Source organism: Mesorhizobium sp. IMUNJ 23232 (assembly GCF_044326205.1).
Classification (GTDB): Bacteria; Pseudomonadota; Alphaproteobacteria; order Rhizobiales; family Rhizobiaceae; genus Kumtagia.
In genome coordinates, this window is the sequence record NZ_JBIRCY010000039.1 from 12,884 (window position 1) to 28,820 (window position 15,937).

The window sequence follows — 15,937 nt, forward strand, 5'->3', positions numbered from 1 at the left end:
GCAATGCCCCGACGCAGAACGGATTTTTCCGAAGCTGCCGGTGCAACGCCACAGACCTCCCGATGCGTCGGCAACCGCTGGCGAGGAGAATGTCATGGCTACCACTTTGACGACCGGCAACGACGGCTACGTCGCCGATGGCGGCGAGGTCGTATACGCGCTTCAAGGCAACGACCAGATCAACATCATTCACGTCGACGACAGCGGGGGCGGCCAACTCGACTTCGACTATTTTTCACCTGGCCAGGCCTACGGAAACCAGGGTGACGACTTTCTGCGCAGCTTCGATTTCGGAGACATGCTCTACGGCGATTCCGGCAACGACACGATCTATGGCGGAGCGGGCTGCGATCATCTCGAAGGCGGCTCCGGCCATGACACGATCTGGACCGGCACCAGCGAATGGGTGGTCAATGTCTTCGACGAACTCTCCGCCACGCTCGACGGCGAACTCGTCTGGGCGGGCACGGGTGACGACAAGGTCTACCTGCAAAACGCCGACAATGGCGACATCGTGCATGGCGAGGACGGCCACGACACGCTCTATCTCTACAACAGCGACGAACTGATCTCGCAGTTCTCGCTGATTGCCGGCGGTTCCAATTCCGGGCTGGTCACCTCCAGCTTCGAGGTCCTGCACTATTATGGCGGCGACATTTTCGAGGTCATCGAAGGCGGCAACGAACAGGACTGGATCTACGGCAAGGGCGGGACCGACCTCATCTCGGGCTGGGATGGCGACGATCTGCTGCGCGGCGACGAAGGAGCCGACATCATCAACGGCGGTGACGGCGGCGACGACATCCTCGGCGGCGACGAGGACGACGTGCTGCGCGGCGACGCCGGCAACGACCTCGTCCGTGGCGGAAACGGCAATGACGAGATCACCGACGGAGCCGGCAACGACGACGTCTTCGGCGACGCGGGCAACGATACGATGCGCACCGGCACGGGAACCGACACGGTTCGCGGCGGCGCGGGCAACGACGTCATCCGCGAGGACGGATCGGACATCACCTACCGCAGCGTTGGCGGAACCCAGATTCCCATCATCGGCGGTGACACGCTGCGCGGCGAGGACGGCAACGACAACATCCAGGGCGGCTCCGGCGCCGACATCATCGAAGGCGGCAACGACGCCGACACGCTGCGCGGCGGCGACCATAACGACACGATCTCCGACGGCGCCGGCAACGACACCGTCTTCGGCGACGCCGGTAACGACACCATCCACACCGGCACGGGAACCGACACGGTTCGTGGCGGCGAGGGCAACGACATCATCCGCGAGCAAGGCAGGGATGTCGCGACGATCAGCGGAGTGGAGGTCATCGGCGGCGACGTCCTCCACGGCGAGAGCGGCAACGACGACATCCAGGGCGGCACGGGCGACGACGACCTCTATGGCGGCGCCGGCGACGACATCCTCAACGGCGGCGCGCACGGCGATCTTCTCGACGGCGGCAGCGAAACCGACACCGCCTCCTATGCGCTCGCCAGCGCCGGCGTCACCGCCAGCCTGACCAACACCGCCATCAACACCGGGTATGCCGTCGGCGACTCCTATGTCTCGATCGAAAACCTTACCGGATCGAGCTTCGACGACGTCCTCAATGCCGACAATCTCGTCAACACCGTCAATGGCGGCATCGGCAACGACAATTTGAAAGCCTATCGCGGCAACGACACCCTGACCGGCGGTGCCGGCGCCGACAATTTCATCTTCAATTCGGAGCTCGATGACGCGACCAATGTCGACACCATCACCGACTACAGCGCGTTCGCCGACACGATCCAACTCGACAATGCGTTCTTCACCGGCCTTGCAGCCGGGGTGCTGGCAACCTCGGCCTTCAAGGACATCGCAGGCGGGCCGAAGGACGCCGACGACAGGATCATCTACAACTCCGGCACGGGCAATCTCTATTACGACGCCGACGGCTCCGCGGCTGTCTTCGGCAATGTCAAGTTCGCGGTGCTCGACGGAACGCCGACGCTTACGGCGGCCGATTTCGTCGTCATCTGACGGCGACGAAATATGGCCGAAGAGGCCGGACAGTCATCCGGCAGCCTGTATGCGATTCGGGGCGATGGACAGCGCGGCATCGCGCTGCCACCTCTGCGCGATCAATTGCGTGCATCGCAATTGTCTCAATTCCGGCCGAAGGTTCCGGCAGAATCTTAACGCTCCGAGGGTACTGTCGGGACCGAGTTGGCGCTCCGTGGATTGACGCGTCTGTCATGGGAGAATTGGAGAACCGGGATTTTGCATCCCTCCTCGACGATCTGATCGCCGTGCGCGATCAGGCCGGGGCTCCCGCGGCTGCGCCCACCATTCCCTTCGACTATCTCTCCGTCGCCGAGGAACTGCACTCCGGCCGCATCCGGGTCTCGGACGATGCCGTCGAGGCTGAGTATCGCGAGGCCGCGGGCGACGAACTTGCGAACGAGCCACCGGTCGTGGCGCCGCCGGACCCGCCGCTGGCTATCGAACCCGAAGCAATCGCCATCGAACTCGGCCTCGAACGGGCCGGCATCGAGGATTTCACCCGAATCCGCCGCCGCTTCGCCTTCGCCAACCATCCCGACCGCGTCGCGCCGCATCTGCGCGAGCGGGCAATGGTGCGCATGCAGGTCGCCAATATGCTGATCGACGAGGCCTCGCGGCGGGCGATTGCGAGGCGCTGACCAGTCCAACGGGTTGGGTCAGGCCGAACCGTGCTTTGCAGATCTCGTGCGCGTCCGCAAAGATGATACCCGTCACCCCTCCGCGATCGAAATGGCCAGACTTCTAGCCTTCGCCAGGATGACGTTGTCCGGCGCTATCTCGAATTTTTCACAGAATGCAGAGAGGCGATGTTCACCCTTTTCGCGCTCGCCCAAAGCGATAAGGATCAGACCCCAGGCGATGTCCGTCTGCACATAATTATCCAGCGAGAAGCGCTGAAAATCCATTTTCGACCGGTTCTCGAAGCAATCAGCGACGTCTTTCAACGTGTTCAGCTTCGACCAGTCGGCCTTGGCGGCCTTATGGACAGCAAGCGCCACCTTTCCAATTCGCCGGTCACCCTCATTGTTGTCGAATGAGCACCAGCGGGGGATGGAGCCGGACATGTCGATGGGATCAATGCAGAGATCGAAGCGGGCTGTCTTTGCAGTTCTTTTCCAACTCAATCCCTTTGATTTCAAGCAGGGAACGAAGTCGACCGAAATCCCCCAGCATAAAGAAAATGTCATTCCCTTCATTGCATGCAACCGGAACAGGCGGCGTATGTGGTTTGTCGGGGCATTGACCCACAAAACGCCGTCGTTCCGCTGAAAGTCTCCCGGCCATTGGCCTTCCAAGGCGATCTCTATTACGTCGCCAATAGATTCGCCTCGCCTGGCCGGCTTGCTCATATTGTATTGTCGCCGGAACAAATCGATGAACCGCGAAAACATTTCGGCTCCTCAGGCCAGGTAAGTTAGCAGAGGGATCGGCGAGAGTGGCAGGTTCCTGTTCAATGGACGTTGCCTTCTGGAAAACGTTTTGGACGGCAAGTCTGCGTGACGTCAATCAAGAGATGGTTGCAGATTCCAGGCGTACATGATCGGGCTCGGTCCCAACTTCAGACGACGATCACCGCCCCCATCAGGTGACTTTCCAGGAAGAACGCCGGCTTCGCCTTGGCCAGATATTCGTCGACCGCCGTTTTCGAGCCGGGGAACAGCGCCGAGCCGTAATCATCGATGACGATGATGCCGCCCGGGTTCATCCGGGGGTAGAAGAATTCAAGGCTGTCGCGCGTCGGCTCGTAGAGATCGACGTCGATATGGACCAGCGCGAACCGGCTCTCGGCCAGTCCCGGCACATCGAATGACGCGGGAATCCAGCCCTTGTGCAGCGACACGAATGGAAACGGCGCCAGCGACGCCTTCACCGCGTCGTAGTCGGAAAAAAAACTTTCCTTCTGGTTCCTTGTCGCCTCGGGGCTGGTGTCGCCGCGTCCGGTCCGGTCCTTCGGCGTCTTGTCGGACAATCCGCCCTCGAACGAATCGAAGACCCAGAAGTGGCCCGGCCAGCCGCCGGCCTTGAGCAGATTGGCCACCATATAGGTCGAATGGCCGCGCCAGCAGCCGCATTCGGCGACGTCGCCCGCCGGCCCCTGCGCCAGCACCCGCGACGCCATCTGATAGAGGGTGAAGAACCGGTTCTGCTTGAAGATGTTGTCGTTGGAGCCGGTGTTCCGCATCGCCTCGAAATAGGCGGAGAGATAGGCGTCCTTGCCCTCGGCGTGGCGGACATAACGGTCGATACGCTCGACATCGACAACACGCTTTCGGGCTTCGTTTTTCTTCTTGGGGCCGAGCAGGCGCCGGATGAACCGCATCTTCACGTCCAACTGTCGTTGTGTTGAGCCGCTTCATAGTATGGTTTGACGGATCGGCGCCATAGCGGAAGACGCCACTGCGGCTAGAACGCTTGGAAGCTATATCGCGCTGCTCGCCGCGATATCCCGGCAAGCTTCCGTCGCGCCGATTGGCGAGATCGCCACGAATATCTGTTCCCGCGTATGCGCCGGCTCGGCCGCCAGCTTCCGACAAACCGAATTCGGGTTTTCAGGTAGATCGAGTAAACCGTCCCCGGATTCCGATCGCCGCTTCGTCGCTTTTTCAGCCTCCTTGGTCATGCCTGTTCCGCAAAAATCCACGCGGGTTCCGATCAACTCCCTGTTTCTGCTTGGTTTTACAAGCATGACATCCTTTTCGAACCACCGTTGGGAGAGCCCTGAAGCATGCCGCCGCCCATCGAGAAATCAAACCTTTTCAATGTGTTGCGCAGGCAGCGTAACAGCGGGTCGCCGCGCCACCATCGTGAAGGATTATTTTCTTAGGCCGCTTGTGTTTGTTCCCTTTATGTTCCATATTGGATGCCGGCCCTGTCCGGAGGTGGCATCGGTGGAGTTGGGAGACGCGAGGACGACAATCGAGGGATATCGGCAGGCGCTGAAACACATCCTCATGATGCTGGTCGGCATGGCCGAGATGGGTTTTGGCAGGCCGCTGTCGCTGGTGCTCGGGGAAGCCGCTGTCGCCCCGAGGACGGGACGAGCGGGAAAGACGGGGAGAAACAAACCGTCTCCGGCGCTCTGCCTGCCGCGCCATCTCTATCGCGCCATTCTTCTGCTCTTGCGCCCGGTCGAATCCGCGGCGCGGCGGTTGATCATCGCGACAGCGCAAGGCATCGTGGTGACGCTGCCGCCGTTTCGTCCGCGAAAGCCAAAACCAAAAATTTCCGACACGGTGGCCGCCATGCGCCGCCTCGGCCTTGCCGTCACCCTGTCGAGAGAAGACTTTGCCCGTTATGAAGCCGAACGGCGCGCCGCCAAGCCGCGTGGACAAAACCTTTCGCTGCTTGATGCGCTCAAGAATCCGTTCCGCATCCGCCGCAAATATGTGCCGGCGCGTGCCGTGCCGCGCATCCGGTCGCTCGACGACGATGCGCCACGCATCCCCCTGCCGCCGACGCCTTCGCAGAACGATCCGATCAATGCGGCAAAACTGACCTTGCGACTAGACGCGCTGGCCTCAGCGCTCGACGATCTTGACGGCCAGGCGCAGCGTTTTGCCCGCTGGAAGGCGCGCAACGACGCCGCCCTTCAACGCGACAGGGAGGCCCGCGACGCGGCGGCCGCAAGCGGCAAGCCAGGCCCGGCCCGGTTCCCGCGCATGTCGCCGCTGAGGCGCGGGCCACCGCCCGGCGGACGGCTGCCGCGTTTCGATCCGGACGCGCCGAAACGCAAGAACATCCGCGAGGTCGACGAGATTCTGGCGCATGCCAATGCGATGGCGTTCTACGCACTGGAGCCGCCGCGGCGAGATACGTCATGACGTCCGCCTGACGGACGCGGAAAGCCAAATATTCCAGCATGTTAGTGGCCACACGGAAGAGAATCAGGGCGTGGCAGCGATCCGTGCTGTCAAAAAATACCGGTGCGCGCCCGGTGGCGACGCCGGCCAAAAACTGCTTGGGCCATCCCCATAAGTTGAGCCGCTCCGGCGAAACCCGATCCGAAGACTCTGGGCGGTTCACTTCGCAACCCGCGCATGGCGAATTCCGGACCGAGATGCTGCCGGCTCTTGGGATTTTCGGTTTTCCCGGATAGGGTACCGAACGGATACCTCTTCCGTTCCTCCCGCCTGACAAGATTCCGGAGACGACCCGATATGCAGAAGCGCCGCCTTGGCCGCACCGATTTGCTCGTTTCGAGCGTTTGCCTGGGCACCATGACCTGGGGGCAGCAGAACACCGAAGCCGAGGGCCATGCCCAGATGGACCTTGCCTTCGCGCGTGGCGTGAATTTCCTCGATACGGCCGAACTCTATTCCATCCCGCCGAAGGCGGAGACCCAGGGCAGCACCGAGCGCATCGTCGGCAACTGGATGAAGGCGCGGAAAAATCGCGACAAGGTCTTGCTCGCCACAAAAGTCGTCGGGCGCACCCCGATGGACTGGTTCCGTGGGGGCAGGCCGTCCAAACTGGTCCGCAACGACATTTTCGACGCGATCGACAAGTCGCTGGCACGCCTGCAGACGGACTATGTCGACCTCTACCAGATCCATTTTCCGGAACGCCGGGTGCCGTGGGGCGCCAACCCGGCGCGCGTCGGCGACTGGCCGGCGCCGCGCGACGAGGACGAGACGCCAATCGCCGAGACGCTTGCCGTCTTCGACGAACTGGTGAAGGCCGGCAAGATCCGCCATCTCGGCCTGTCGAACGAAAGTTCGTGGGGCATCATGCGCTTCCTGTTCGAATCCGAGACGGGCGGCGGCCCGCGCGTCGTGTCGGTGCAGAACGCTTACAATCTGGTCAACCGCACCTTCGAGGTGAACCTCGCCGAGGTGTCCGACCGTGAGGACGTCAGCCTGCTCGCCTATTCGCCGCTGGCGCAGGGTTTTCTGAGTGGCAAATATGATCACGGGGCTCGGCCGGCCGGATCGCGCACGGCTCTGTTCAACCGCAGCCAGCGCTACCAGACGCCACACGCCGCCGAGGCGATCCTCGCCTACAATGAGCTTGCCCGCTCCTTCGGCATGGAACCGGCGCTGTTTGCCGGCGCTTTCGTGCTCAACCGGCCGTTCGTGACGTCGAGCATCATCGGCGCCACTACCATCCCGCAACTGGAGACGGCCCTGAATGCGGCCGAATTCAAATGGACCGAAGAGATGCAGAAGGCGGTCGACGATGTTCACCAGCGGGTGGGGAATCCGTGTCCGTGAGGGAGTTGGGTGCCTTGCGAGCGGCCCTCGCAAGCCTCTCAGTAACCGACCCCTATTTGTTCTTCCCCTACTCTCTTACATCCCCCGAGCTAGGGAGATCACGTAAGGCAAGTGCGGTGGCGTGCCGCTATTCGGTCCATCGGAGCATGACTTTGCCACCGTGAATAAAAAAAACAGTTTTTTTGTCGCTCCAAGGCGGGTGGATAATTTCTCCATCCAGAATTTTTTTACCGGACCAAGCACTTGCCGCGGTAAGGATCGACGATATTGGGAGAAATGCGGCAGCGAGCGCGAAACCTGCCCAGCCCACGTTCCGACGTACTCCAAGGCCCGCAGTATTTCGCCCGGAAACCGAGCCGCCATTGAGACATAAAACGCTGCCGACGGCTTCCAGAAACTTCCAGCCGTTGTCTCCCTCCGCCACATTGCAACCTTGGAAATAGATGCTGGGGAAATGGGGGAACAATCTGTGATATCCTTTGCCGGCCAGTCCGGACTTCGGATTCTGAATCCATCTTGCATTGATAAAAGTGATGTCTCCCTTGAAGTTGATCGCGCCGTCCACTCCATGGGTGGTGAATACGGCGTTACTAAACTGTTTGCCATTCGCCAGGAGCTTATCCAGTGAGGCTATCAGTCCGTCGGCTCCGCCGGTCACGGCAACGTAATCGCTAGCGGCAACCCCTCGGCCAACCGAGATCGCAATGCTATCGCCGCCATCATAAATCGAAAGAGTTCCAAGCATCGTGCACCCTCGTGATCAAGGTCGTGGAAGGCAAGCGGATAATCCTCGCCTGCCCCATCTGCAATTCGGCCAGTAAATGTTATAATCTGCACATTCACCGATGCCGACTGTTGCGCGTGTTTGCAGCAGGCGACGTTTGAATAACGCGCTTGACTACTGCCGTATTCCCAAAGATTTAGGCTTTTTTTGATGGACGGATACGACGAGAAGCGGGTCTTCCAAACGTCACCGGAAGCCTGGCATGAATGTGAAGATATCCACATTCCAAAGGTTGATCAGCCGGAATTGCTGCTCTTGGTGATGCCTGCCGGCATGCCCGGTATCCGAAGTGTCCTTGTCGGGAACATGAAGCGCGAGAGGTGGAAACGCGCGGGCATGCGATGCTGGATCTCCGAAGATAGTCGGCGCCGATAGTTGTTTCAGATCGGCTAAACCAGGTCAGGCGCTTGTCACGCAGTGGACGGCGCCAGTCTCAGATCAACATCAGCCCTTTCATGCTGGCATGGCCCTTCTTGCCGATGATGATGTGGTCGTGCACGGAAATGCCGAGCGGTTTTGCCGACGCGATGATGGTCTTGGTCATCTCGATGTCGGCACGTGACGGTGTCGGATCGCCGGACGGATGGTTGTGCACAAGGATCACCGCCGTCGCCGACAGTTCCAGCGCGCGGCGGACGACTTCGCGTGGATAGACCGGCGTGTGGTCGACCGTGCCGGTCTGCTGCACCTCGTCGGCGATCAGCGCGTTCTTCTTGTCGAGGAACAGGATACGGAACTGCTCGCGGTCCTCGAAGGCCATCGCCGCGTGGCAATAGTCGAGCACTTGAGTCCATGACGACAGTATCTCGCGGCCCTTGATCTCGCCGCGCGCCATGCGCTGCGCGGCTGCCGCGACGACCTTGAGATCGAGAGCGGCACCTTCACCGATATCGTCCACTTCGCGCAAAAGATGTTCCGGCGCGCCGAGAACCTCGGCCAGCGAGCCGAAACGCTTCAGCAGCGCCTTGGCGCGCGCCTTGGTGTCGGCGCGCGGGATCGAGCGGAAGAGCAGGAGCTCGAGCAGTTCGTAGTCGGCGATAGCGCCGGCGCCCGCCTCGCGAAAGCGCTGGCGAAGACGGTCGCGGTGGCCGGCGTGATGCGGCTTGGATGTGCTTTGCTTGCCGGGCTTCAGCGCGAGCGGCTGCTCGTTGAAAAAACCGCGCTCGTCGTCCCCATCCGCCGCCATGCAGCCCCCCGACTGATCCCGGCCGGCCCTCCCAAAACCTCGCCGCCACGATCAAGGCAAGTCTAGACCATCCTCTTTCGATCTGGAAACGGGAGTTTTGGGAACGGTCGCCGGCGCGGCGGCAGGCCGGATAGACAGGAGGCGGGGTGCTCAGCCCGGCAGGCCGGGCCGGTCGAGACCGCCGGGCGACAGCGTAAATATCTCGCAGCCGTTCGCGGTGACGCCGACCGTGTGCTCGTATTGCGCCGACAGCGAGCGGTCGCGGGTGACCGCCGTCCAGCCATCCGACAGCACTTTTACATGCGGCCGGCCGAGATTGATCATCGGCTCGATGGTGAAGATCATGCCGGGGCGCATCTCGACGCCTTCGTTCGAGCTGCCATAGTGCAAAATATTCGGTGCGTCGTGGAACAGGCGGCCGACGCCGTGGCCGCAGAAATCACGCACCACGGAGCAGCGTTCGTGCTCGGCATAACTCTGGATCGCTGCGCCGATCGCGCCCGTCCGCGCGCCTGGCCGCACGGCGGCCACGCCGCGCATCAGGCATTCATGCGTGACTTCCAGCAGCCGCTCGGCGGCGCGCTTGATCGTGCCGACCGGGTACATGCGGCTGGAATCGCCGTGCCAGCCGTCGAGGATGTAGGTCACGTCGATGTTGACGATATCGCCGTCACGCAGCGGTTTTGCATCCGGGATGCCGTGACAGACAACGTGGTTGATCGACGTGCAGGAGGACTTTGTATAGCCGCGATAGTTGAGCGTCGCGGGCAAGGCGCCGTGATCCATGCCGTATTCGAAGACGAAACGGTCGATCTCCTCGGTGGTCGTGCCGGGCGCGACCAGAGCCACCAGTTCGTCGAGGCAGCGCGCGGTGAGATCGCATGCCCTGCGCATGCCTGCGAAGGCTTCCTCACCATACAGTTTTATCTGCCCGGTGTTGCGGGCTGGTGCGACGTCGGCGTCGAGATAGGTGACCATGGGCCCAGGGGAAAAGTGGATTGGATGCGCGAGCGCTTCATGTGACATCTGCGCGCCGAAGCTTCAAGGGCAAAGCGCACAAAGCCGGTGTCGGAGAGACGAGCCGGCCGGTTCGCCTTGCACCGCTCAGGGCGTCAGAAAATCGATCTTTCCGAGCGGCACGCCATTGTGCCGCAGGATGTTGTAGGCGGTGGTCACGTGGAAATAGAAATTCGGCATCGCAAAATTCTGCAGATATTCGATACCGGTGAATGACAGATCGCGCGTCCGCCCCTTGATCAGGATCGCGACGTCCTCGCTGCCGTCGATCTCGGCCGGCTCGAAAGTGGCCAGAAGCTCGAGCGTACGCGTAATGCGGGCCTGAAGTTCCGCAAAAGTCGTTTCATTGTCCTCGAAGCGCACGATTTCGCGCTCCGCCAGCCGCGATGGCGCGCCCTTGGCATGGTCAGTGGCGATCTGCACCTGGGAGGTCAGCTTCAGCATGTCGGGCGCCAGCCGGTCGTTCAGGAACACCGCGGGGTCGATCTTGCGCTCCTCGGCATTGGCCTCGGCCTTCTTCAAAACGTTCGACAGGCTCTTCAGCCGCGCCTGGAACACAGGCACACTCGCCTGATACATCGACATCGCCATGGGGTTCCTCCGTTGCAACCTGTCCGGCCCGGCCTGCCAAGATTCAGGTCTGCTGTGCAGATAGGGACTTCTGGGCGCCGCTTGCAAGCGTCATCGCCACGCCGCAATCAATCGTGATTCTGCCTTTCGATCCTCGGAGATTCGCGATGCGGACCGCATTCTTGACGACGGCCTTCTCTCTGCTTGCCTGCACCGCCGGTTTCGCGCAGACCGAACCGCCGCCCTATCTCGACGACCGCTCCGACGCCGCGGCGATCATAAAATCCTTCTACAACGCCATCAGCCGGCAGGAATATGCCCGCGCCTGGGACTATTTCGGCGACCAGAAACCGTCCAAGGATTTTCAAAGCTTCGTCAAAGGTTACGAGAACACCCAGTCGATCCGGATCGTCACCGGCGAGCCGGGCGCGGAGGGCGCGGCCGGCAGCACCTTCTATTCGCTGCCCGTCGCCTTCCTCGCCATCAACAAGGATAACAGCGAGCAGGGTTTTGCGGGCTGCTACACGGTGCGGCAGGTCAATCCGCAGATCCAGGAGCCGCCTTTCCGTGCGCTGACTATCGAGAAGGCACAGCTGAAACCCTCCGAACAGCCTTTTGAGGAAAAGCTCCCGCAAAAATGCGGCGACGGGCCGGCGCCTGAACCAAGGGACGCGGTGCTGGAGCAGGTAAAAAAAGCATTCGCCGCGCTGCATGCCGGGCAATGTGATTCGATCACGCCAGATGGGGTCAGCCCCGCCCCGGAAACCTACACAATCGCGTTCCGCCGCGCTTCCAGTTCGGAAGACGAGCCGGAAAGCCAGGCTCGCCTTTTCCGCTTCTATTGCGGCATGGGCGCCTACAATGAGAGCCACGTCTATTATCTCCACGACGAGGTGGAGGGCCTGCGCGAGCAGCAGTTCGCCACGCCGGAACTCGACATCCGCTATGTCGACGACAATCCCGACGGAAAGTTCGAGAGCATGACGATCATCGGCTACACGGTGGACGACGAACTGGTGAACTCATTCTACGACGAAGCCACGCAGACGATCGCCTCGCATGCCAAATGGCGGGGCGTCGGCGACGCGTCGTCATCGGGAACGTGGATTTTTCGGGACGGCGCATTCACCCTCGTCAAGTACGACGTCGACCCCTCCTATGATGGAGAGATCAACCCCGAGACGGTGCTGGATTTTCATACCGGGCCGTAAGCCGCCGTCCCCTTGCCGTTTGCAGACCTGACGCATTTTCCGCGGCGGAACCTCCGGAGCTTTCAGGGGCTGGCGGAAATCATCCAGTTCAACGTCTCGCGCCAGTCGGTCATGCGGATCGGCGTGCCGTGGGTGCCGGTCTCGAAGCGCACGAAGCGTGTCGGATAGGCTTTTGATTTCGTGCGGATAGACCGGAAAAATGCTTCCTGTTTTTCGACCGGGAAAACGGTGTCGTGGCTGCCCTGACCGAAGGAAACCGGCACCTTGCGCTTGAAAGCCGGGCTGGCGAGAAAGCTGTCGTCCCAGTGCGAGCCGAGCAGCAGCAGGCCCGACAGGCGAGGCGCCACCGCCGGATTATTGGCAAGCAACCAGCACAGCCCGCCGCCCATCGACCCACAGGCGACGAAGATTTTTGCGGACGGCGACCTCTCGCCATAATGCGCGATGAGGGTGGCAACCTGCGCCGCGCCCTTCTCGCCGAAATCGGGGAAGTCCGGCGACAGATAAAGGCCACCGTTCGCGGCCATCAAATTCTTGATACGATTGAAATTTCCGCCGAAGGTGAAATCGTCGACGCCCTGCTTGCGGCTGCCGCCCTGGCCGTGCAGGTAAAGCGTGATGAACCGCGCGTTCTCCGTCGTCCCGACCGCCACGTGTCTGATATCGCCGAGATCGGAGCGCAGGACCAAATCCTTCTGCACCTTGCGCACGCCGGTTGACACGTACTTGCCCTGCACCCGCCGTTCCGGAATTTCGTCGCGCGCATTGATGTCGCGCGCCTCCTGATAGTCGACCACCTCGTAGGCGCCGCCGTCGCCGGTCGACAGTATCGCCGGATAGGCAAAAAGCTCGTCCTTGAAGGGTTTTAGGGATTGGGCGGCGGCGGGGGCGGTCAGGAGCACCGTCAAAATTACAGCCAGGCTCGTGGCGAAGCCGGCATTCCCTCGCACCCCCCTCTGTCCTGTCGGACATCTCCCCCTCAAGGGGGGAGATTGGCCCGCCGCTTGGCTTTCGCCAATCGCCAAGGTTGCAGAACGAGCGGCAACGCTAGAGCTGCCAATCTCCCCCCTTGAGGGGGAGATGTCCGACAGGACAGAGGGGGGTGCGAAGGAGTGCTGGCCGACCAGTGCAAGAAAGCGAAACATCGGTGACTTGTAGCGTCGCCAACGCGCGGCGTCATCCCGTGCGGCAGTCAGTGATCTGACCGCCACACCATCACGAAATGCAAAGAACTCAATCCTGCAAGACGCCACCGGCCTCGGCCATGGCCTCGGTGGTGTCGACATCGACAAAAGCCCCCTGCCCGATCTCGACATCGATCACCCCGGCCGACCCGGACTCGATCACGTGACGCGCGCCGACATCGCCTTCCAGTCTCAGCACGTCCGCGAACACCGATCGCGGCAGGATGACCGGGTTGCCGCGCTTTCCGTCATGCGAAGCGCGCACCACCTGCTGGCCACCCGAAGCGACGAAACTCGCGACCAGCCTGTCCAACTCGCGAGCGGAAACTTCCGGCATGTCGCCCAGCACGATCAGGGCGCCGGCCGCGCTAGACGGCAGGCTGGCGATGCCGGTCCTCAGCGAGCTTGCCAGGCCGCTGGCGAAATCGGGATTATCGGCAAAACGCACGTCGAGGCCATCCAGCGCGGCGCGGATACGTTCCGCCTGATGACCGGTGACGACAGTGACAGACCGCGCCTTGCTGGCCAGCGCGGCGGCAACGACACGCCGGATCAGCGGCTCGCCGCCAAAGCGCGCAAGCAGTTTGTTCGGGCCGCCCATGCGGGTCGAGCGGCCGGCGGCCAGCACCACGGCATGCACCGCATCGCCATTCGGGCGGCGTGCCTCGCGCGGCTGCGGCCGGGTCGGGATTTCCATCAGCAGTCCGCCGACACCCATGCCGGCGATGTCCCGCGCGGTGACGTCCAGTCCGGCCAGCAGGCGATCCAGAACCCAATCAAAACCGTTTTCCTTGGGACTGCGGGCGCAGCCCGGCGCGCCGATCACCGTCTTGCCGCCGATCCGGCCCAGCACCATCAGATTGCCGGGATCGACCGGCATGCCGGCCCGCACCACCTCGCCGCCCGCCGCCCGGATCGCAGCCGGGATCACATCGTCAAAATCGCACATGGCGGAAGCGCCGAAGACGATCGCCATGTCGCTACCGCCAAGCACCTGCGCGATGGCCTTTGCCACATGCGTCGCATCATGAGGAATCCGCCTCTCGCCGACAACCACGCTGCCGGAGCGCTCCAGCCGGTCCTCGGTGATACGCGTCGTCTTGGCGACCACGCTGTCCTTCAGGCCGGGCAGCATGGTGTGGACCAGCCCGACCTTCAGCGCGGCGAAAAGGTGGACCTCGAAAAGAGATCGGGTTTTCAGAATCCCACAGGCGGCATCCACGAGATGCCCGGCAATCGCGAACGGGATGATCTTCACCGTCGCGACCATCTGGCCGCGCTCCACCGCCGCCTTGTCGGCCAGCGTGGCGATGGTGATCGCCGGGTCGATGGCGTTGATGGCATCGACCGTCGCGGCATCGACGGTGAACACGCCGGCAGCGGCCGCATGCAGGTTGACGCGGCCAGTCGAGGCCGGCTTCACGTCGACATTGCGCGACCGGATCGCGGCGGCGATGCGTGTCGCGGCTACGTCCTCGTCGAGATCGCCGGGTTCGAGCACAGCGGCGATGACCTGCCCGACGCCGGCGGCGCCGAGCAGCGCGATGTCGTCAGCTGAAATCCGATGCGCCTTCGGAAAGCGCTTTTCGCCGGCATGCACCGCATGCGCCAGCAGCGCGCCTTCGGCGTCGGCTATCCTCACCGGCCCGAACTTCACGCCGCCCTACCCTTCTCGACGCTGCCCAGCCCGCGCGACCGGAACACCTGGATCACCTCAGCCAGGATGGCGACGGCGATCTCCTGCGGACTGATCGCGCCGATGTCGAGGCCGATTGGCGCATGGACACGCGCAATCTGTTCGTCGCTGGCGCCGGCTTCCAGCAGGCGTTGGACACGTGCGGCATGCGTCTTGCGGCTGCCGAGCGCACCGACATAAAAACAGCCGGCATCGAGCGCCGCCTTCAGCGCAAAATCGTCGATCTTCGGGTCGTGCGTGACGGCGGCCAATGCGCAGTAGGGATCGAGCGGCCGTGCGGAAAACACCGGTTCCGGCCAGTCGGCGTGCAGCGGCACGTCGGGAAATCGCTCGGGCGTGGCGAAGGCGGTGCGCGGGTCGATGATTTCCATGTCGAAGCCGGCAACCTTCGCCATCGGCGCCAGCGACTGGCTGATATGCACGGCACCGATCACCACCAGCCGCGGTTTTGGCAGCGCCACCATCAGGAAATAGGCAACGCCATCGACGGTCACGCTGGTCGATACGCCGGTGCGGAACGCCTTCTTCACCGCCTCGCCGAGTTCGCCGGGGATGGTGTCGCCTTCGCGGATGATGCGGTCGGTATCGCTCTTCAGTTCGGTGAGCAGGATCGCCGCGCGGCGGTTGCGGCGTTCCCTGTTGAGGGCCTTCAGCGACAACAGGTCCATCGCTCAGCTCAGTTTCTCGACATAAACTTTGATGCGGCCGCCGCAGGACAGGCCCACCCGCCAGGCGGTCTCGTCGGCGACACCAAACTCCAGCATGCGCGCCTTGCCGTCGCCGATCACGTCCATCGCCTCGGTCACCACCGCGCCCTCGACGCAGCCGCCGGACACCGACCCATGAAAGTTGCCGTCGGCGTCGATGACAAGATGGCTGCCGACCGGTCGCGGCGCGGAGCCCCATGTCTCGATAACGGTGGCGATGGCGACATCACGGCCGCTGTCCATCCATTCTTCCGCGATCGCCAGCGGGTCACGGCTTTCGTCGAGCGTAGTGAGTGACATATGCTCTTCTCCTCGTCTCCCG

16 protein-coding genes are annotated in these 15,937 nt (G+C 62.5%); 5 read left to right on the forward strand and 11 right to left on the reverse strand.

All coding sequences use genetic code 11. From position 1 onward, the window contains the following. The first annotated feature begins 94 nt into the window (after window positions 1–94). Window positions 95–2,026, forward strand: a complete 1,932-nt coding sequence (locus ACH196_RS24730; RefSeq protein ID WP_396649586.1) for a hypothetical protein — start codon at window positions 95–97, stop codon at window positions 2,024–2,026. Between the two features lie 215 nt (window positions 2,027–2,241). Next, window positions 2,242–2,688 carry a hypothetical protein gene (locus ACH196_RS24735; RefSeq protein ID WP_396649587.1) on the forward strand — a complete coding sequence of 149 codons (447 nt, stop codon included), beginning with the start codon at window positions 2,242–2,244 and terminating at the stop codon, window positions 2,686–2,688. Window positions 2,689–2,760: 72 nt separating this feature from the next. On the opposite strand, the gene ACH196_RS24740 is transcribed toward ACH196_RS24735, so the two are convergent. The 3 genes from ACH196_RS24740 to ACH196_RS24750 form a co-directional block, all read right to left on the reverse strand. Then, entirely contained in the window at window positions 2,761–3,441 is a 681-nt protein-coding gene (locus ACH196_RS24740) for a hypothetical protein (RefSeq protein WP_396649588.1), read from the reverse strand. 167 nt (window positions 3,442–3,608) lie between these two features. Continuing rightward, entirely contained in the window at window positions 3,609–4,370 is a 762-nt protein-coding gene (locus tag ACH196_RS24745) for a TylF/MycF/NovP-related O-methyltransferase (RefSeq protein WP_396649589.1), read from the reverse strand. 99 nt (window positions 4,371–4,469) lie between these two features. After that, window positions 4,470–4,670 carry a hypothetical protein gene (locus ACH196_RS24750; RefSeq protein WP_396649590.1) on the reverse strand — a complete coding sequence of 67 codons (201 nt, stop codon included), beginning with the start codon at window positions 4,668–4,670 and terminating at the stop codon, window positions 4,470–4,472. A gap of 268 nt (window positions 4,671–4,938) precedes the next feature. Between ACH196_RS24750 and ACH196_RS24755 the strand changes: the two genes are divergently transcribed. After that, entirely contained in the window at window positions 4,939–5,871 is a 933-nt protein-coding gene (locus tag ACH196_RS24755) for a hypothetical protein (RefSeq protein ID WP_396649591.1), read from the forward strand. Window positions 5,872–6,207: 336 nt separating this feature from the next. After that, window positions 6,208–7,260: an aldo/keto reductase gene (locus ACH196_RS24760; protein ID WP_396649592.1), complete on the forward strand. Its 1,053-nt coding sequence runs from the start codon at window positions 6,208–6,210 to the stop codon at window positions 7,258–7,260. Window positions 7,261–7,387: 127 nt separating this feature from the next. On the opposite strand, the gene ACH196_RS24765 is transcribed toward ACH196_RS24760, so the two are convergent. The 4 genes from ACH196_RS24765 to ACH196_RS24780 all read right to left on the reverse strand — a co-directional run bounded on the left by ACH196_RS24765 (window position 7,388) and on the right by ACH196_RS24780 (window position 10,838). Then, the gene (locus ACH196_RS24765; protein WP_396649593.1) at window positions 7,388–8,005 is read right to left on the reverse strand and encodes a hypothetical protein; all 618 of its coding nucleotides are present in this window, start codon (window positions 8,003–8,005) and stop codon (window positions 7,388–7,390) included. 472 nt (window positions 8,006–8,477) lie between these two features. Then, window positions 8,478–9,230: a DNA repair protein RadC gene (radC, locus tag ACH196_RS24770; protein ID WP_396649594.1), complete on the reverse strand. Its 753-nt coding sequence runs from the start codon at window positions 9,228–9,230 to the stop codon at window positions 8,478–8,480. 150 nt (window positions 9,231–9,380) lie between these two features. After that, window positions 9,381–10,208, reverse strand: a complete 828-nt coding sequence (map, locus tag ACH196_RS24775) for a type I methionyl aminopeptidase (RefSeq protein WP_396649595.1) — start codon at window positions 10,206–10,208, stop codon at window positions 9,381–9,383. A 126-nt stretch (window positions 10,209–10,334) separates the two neighbouring features. After that, window positions 10,335–10,838 carry a DUF1993 family protein gene (locus ACH196_RS24780; RefSeq protein WP_396649596.1) on the reverse strand — a complete coding sequence of 168 codons (504 nt, stop codon included), beginning with the start codon at window positions 10,836–10,838 and terminating at the stop codon, window positions 10,335–10,337. 146 nt (window positions 10,839–10,984) lie between these two features. Here ACH196_RS24780 and ACH196_RS24785 point away from each other — a divergent pair, with 146 nt between their 5' ends. Continuing rightward, entirely contained in the window at window positions 10,985–12,028 is a 1,044-nt protein-coding gene (locus ACH196_RS24785; protein ID WP_396649597.1) for a DUF1176 domain-containing protein, read from the forward strand. A gap of 62 nt (window positions 12,029–12,090) precedes the next feature. On the opposite strand, the gene ACH196_RS24790 is transcribed toward ACH196_RS24785, so the two are convergent. From ACH196_RS24790 to ACH196_RS24805, 4 genes are all read right to left on the reverse strand, one after another. Then, window positions 12,091–12,978, reverse strand: coding sequence for an alpha/beta hydrolase family protein (locus ACH196_RS24790; RefSeq protein ID WP_396649598.1), 888 nt, complete (start codon window positions 12,976–12,978; stop codon window positions 12,091–12,093). A 283-nt stretch (window positions 12,979–13,261) separates the two neighbouring features. Beyond that, the gene (locus ACH196_RS24795; protein WP_396649599.1) at window positions 13,262–14,869 is read right to left on the reverse strand and encodes an NTP transferase domain-containing protein; all 1,608 of its coding nucleotides are present in this window, start codon (window positions 14,867–14,869) and stop codon (window positions 13,262–13,264) included. After that, window positions 14,866–15,576, reverse strand: coding sequence for an XdhC family protein (locus ACH196_RS24800; RefSeq protein WP_396649600.1), 711 nt, complete (start codon window positions 15,574–15,576; stop codon window positions 14,866–14,868). Before ACH196_RS24800 ends, ACH196_RS24795 begins: the two co-directional genes overlap by 4 nt. Before the next feature lie 3 nt (window positions 15,577–15,579). Next, window positions 15,580–15,915 carry an XdhC family protein gene (locus ACH196_RS24805; protein ID WP_396649601.1) on the reverse strand — a complete coding sequence of 112 codons (336 nt, stop codon included), beginning with the start codon at window positions 15,913–15,915 and terminating at the stop codon, window positions 15,580–15,582. Window positions 15,916–15,937 lie beyond the last annotated feature (22 nt).

Bases quoted from the DNA above. Each gene is read 5' to 3' on its own strand.
- ACH196_RS24760 (WP_396649592.1), top strand. From the start codon at position 6,208: ATGCAGAAGCGCCGCCTTGGCCGCACCGATTTGCTCGTTTCGAGCGTT.
- radC (WP_396649594.1), bottom strand. From the start codon at position 9,230: ATGGCGGCGGATGGGGACGACGAGCGCGGTTTTTTCAACGAGCAGCCG.
- ACH196_RS24730 (WP_396649586.1), top strand. From the start codon at position 95: ATGGCTACCACTTTGACGACCGGCAACGACGGCTACGTCGCCGATGGC.
- ACH196_RS24805 (WP_396649601.1), bottom strand. From the start codon at position 15,915: ATGTCACTCACTACGCTCGACGAAAGCCGTGACCCGCTGGCGATCGCG.
- map (WP_396649595.1), bottom strand. From the start codon at position 10,208: ATGGTCACCTATCTCGACGCCGACGTCGCACCAGCCCGCAACACCGGG.
- ACH196_RS24785 (WP_396649597.1), top strand. From the start codon at position 10,985: ATGCGGACCGCATTCTTGACGACGGCCTTCTCTCTGCTTGCCTGCACC.
- ACH196_RS24745 (WP_396649589.1), bottom strand. From the start codon at position 4,370: ATGCGGTTCATCCGGCGCCTGCTCGGCCCCAAGAAGAAAAACGAAGCC.
- ACH196_RS24780 (WP_396649596.1), bottom strand. From the start codon at position 10,838: ATGGCGATGTCGATGTATCAGGCGAGTGTGCCTGTGTTCCAGGCGCGG.
- ACH196_RS24765 (WP_396649593.1), bottom strand. From the start codon at position 8,005: ATGCTTGGAACTCTTTCGATTTATGATGGCGGCGATAGCATTGCGATC.
- ACH196_RS24800 (WP_396649600.1), bottom strand. From the start codon at position 15,576: ATGGACCTGTTGTCGCTGAAGGCCCTCAACAGGGAACGCCGCAACCGC.
- ACH196_RS24750 (WP_396649590.1), bottom strand. From the start codon at position 4,670: ATGACCAAGGAGGCTGAAAAAGCGACGAAGCGGCGATCGGAATCCGGG.
- ACH196_RS24735 (WP_396649587.1), top strand. From the start codon at position 2,242: ATGGGAGAATTGGAGAACCGGGATTTTGCATCCCTCCTCGACGATCTG.
- ACH196_RS24740 (WP_396649588.1), bottom strand. From the start codon at position 3,441: ATGTTTTCGCGGTTCATCGATTTGTTCCGGCGACAATACAATATGAGC.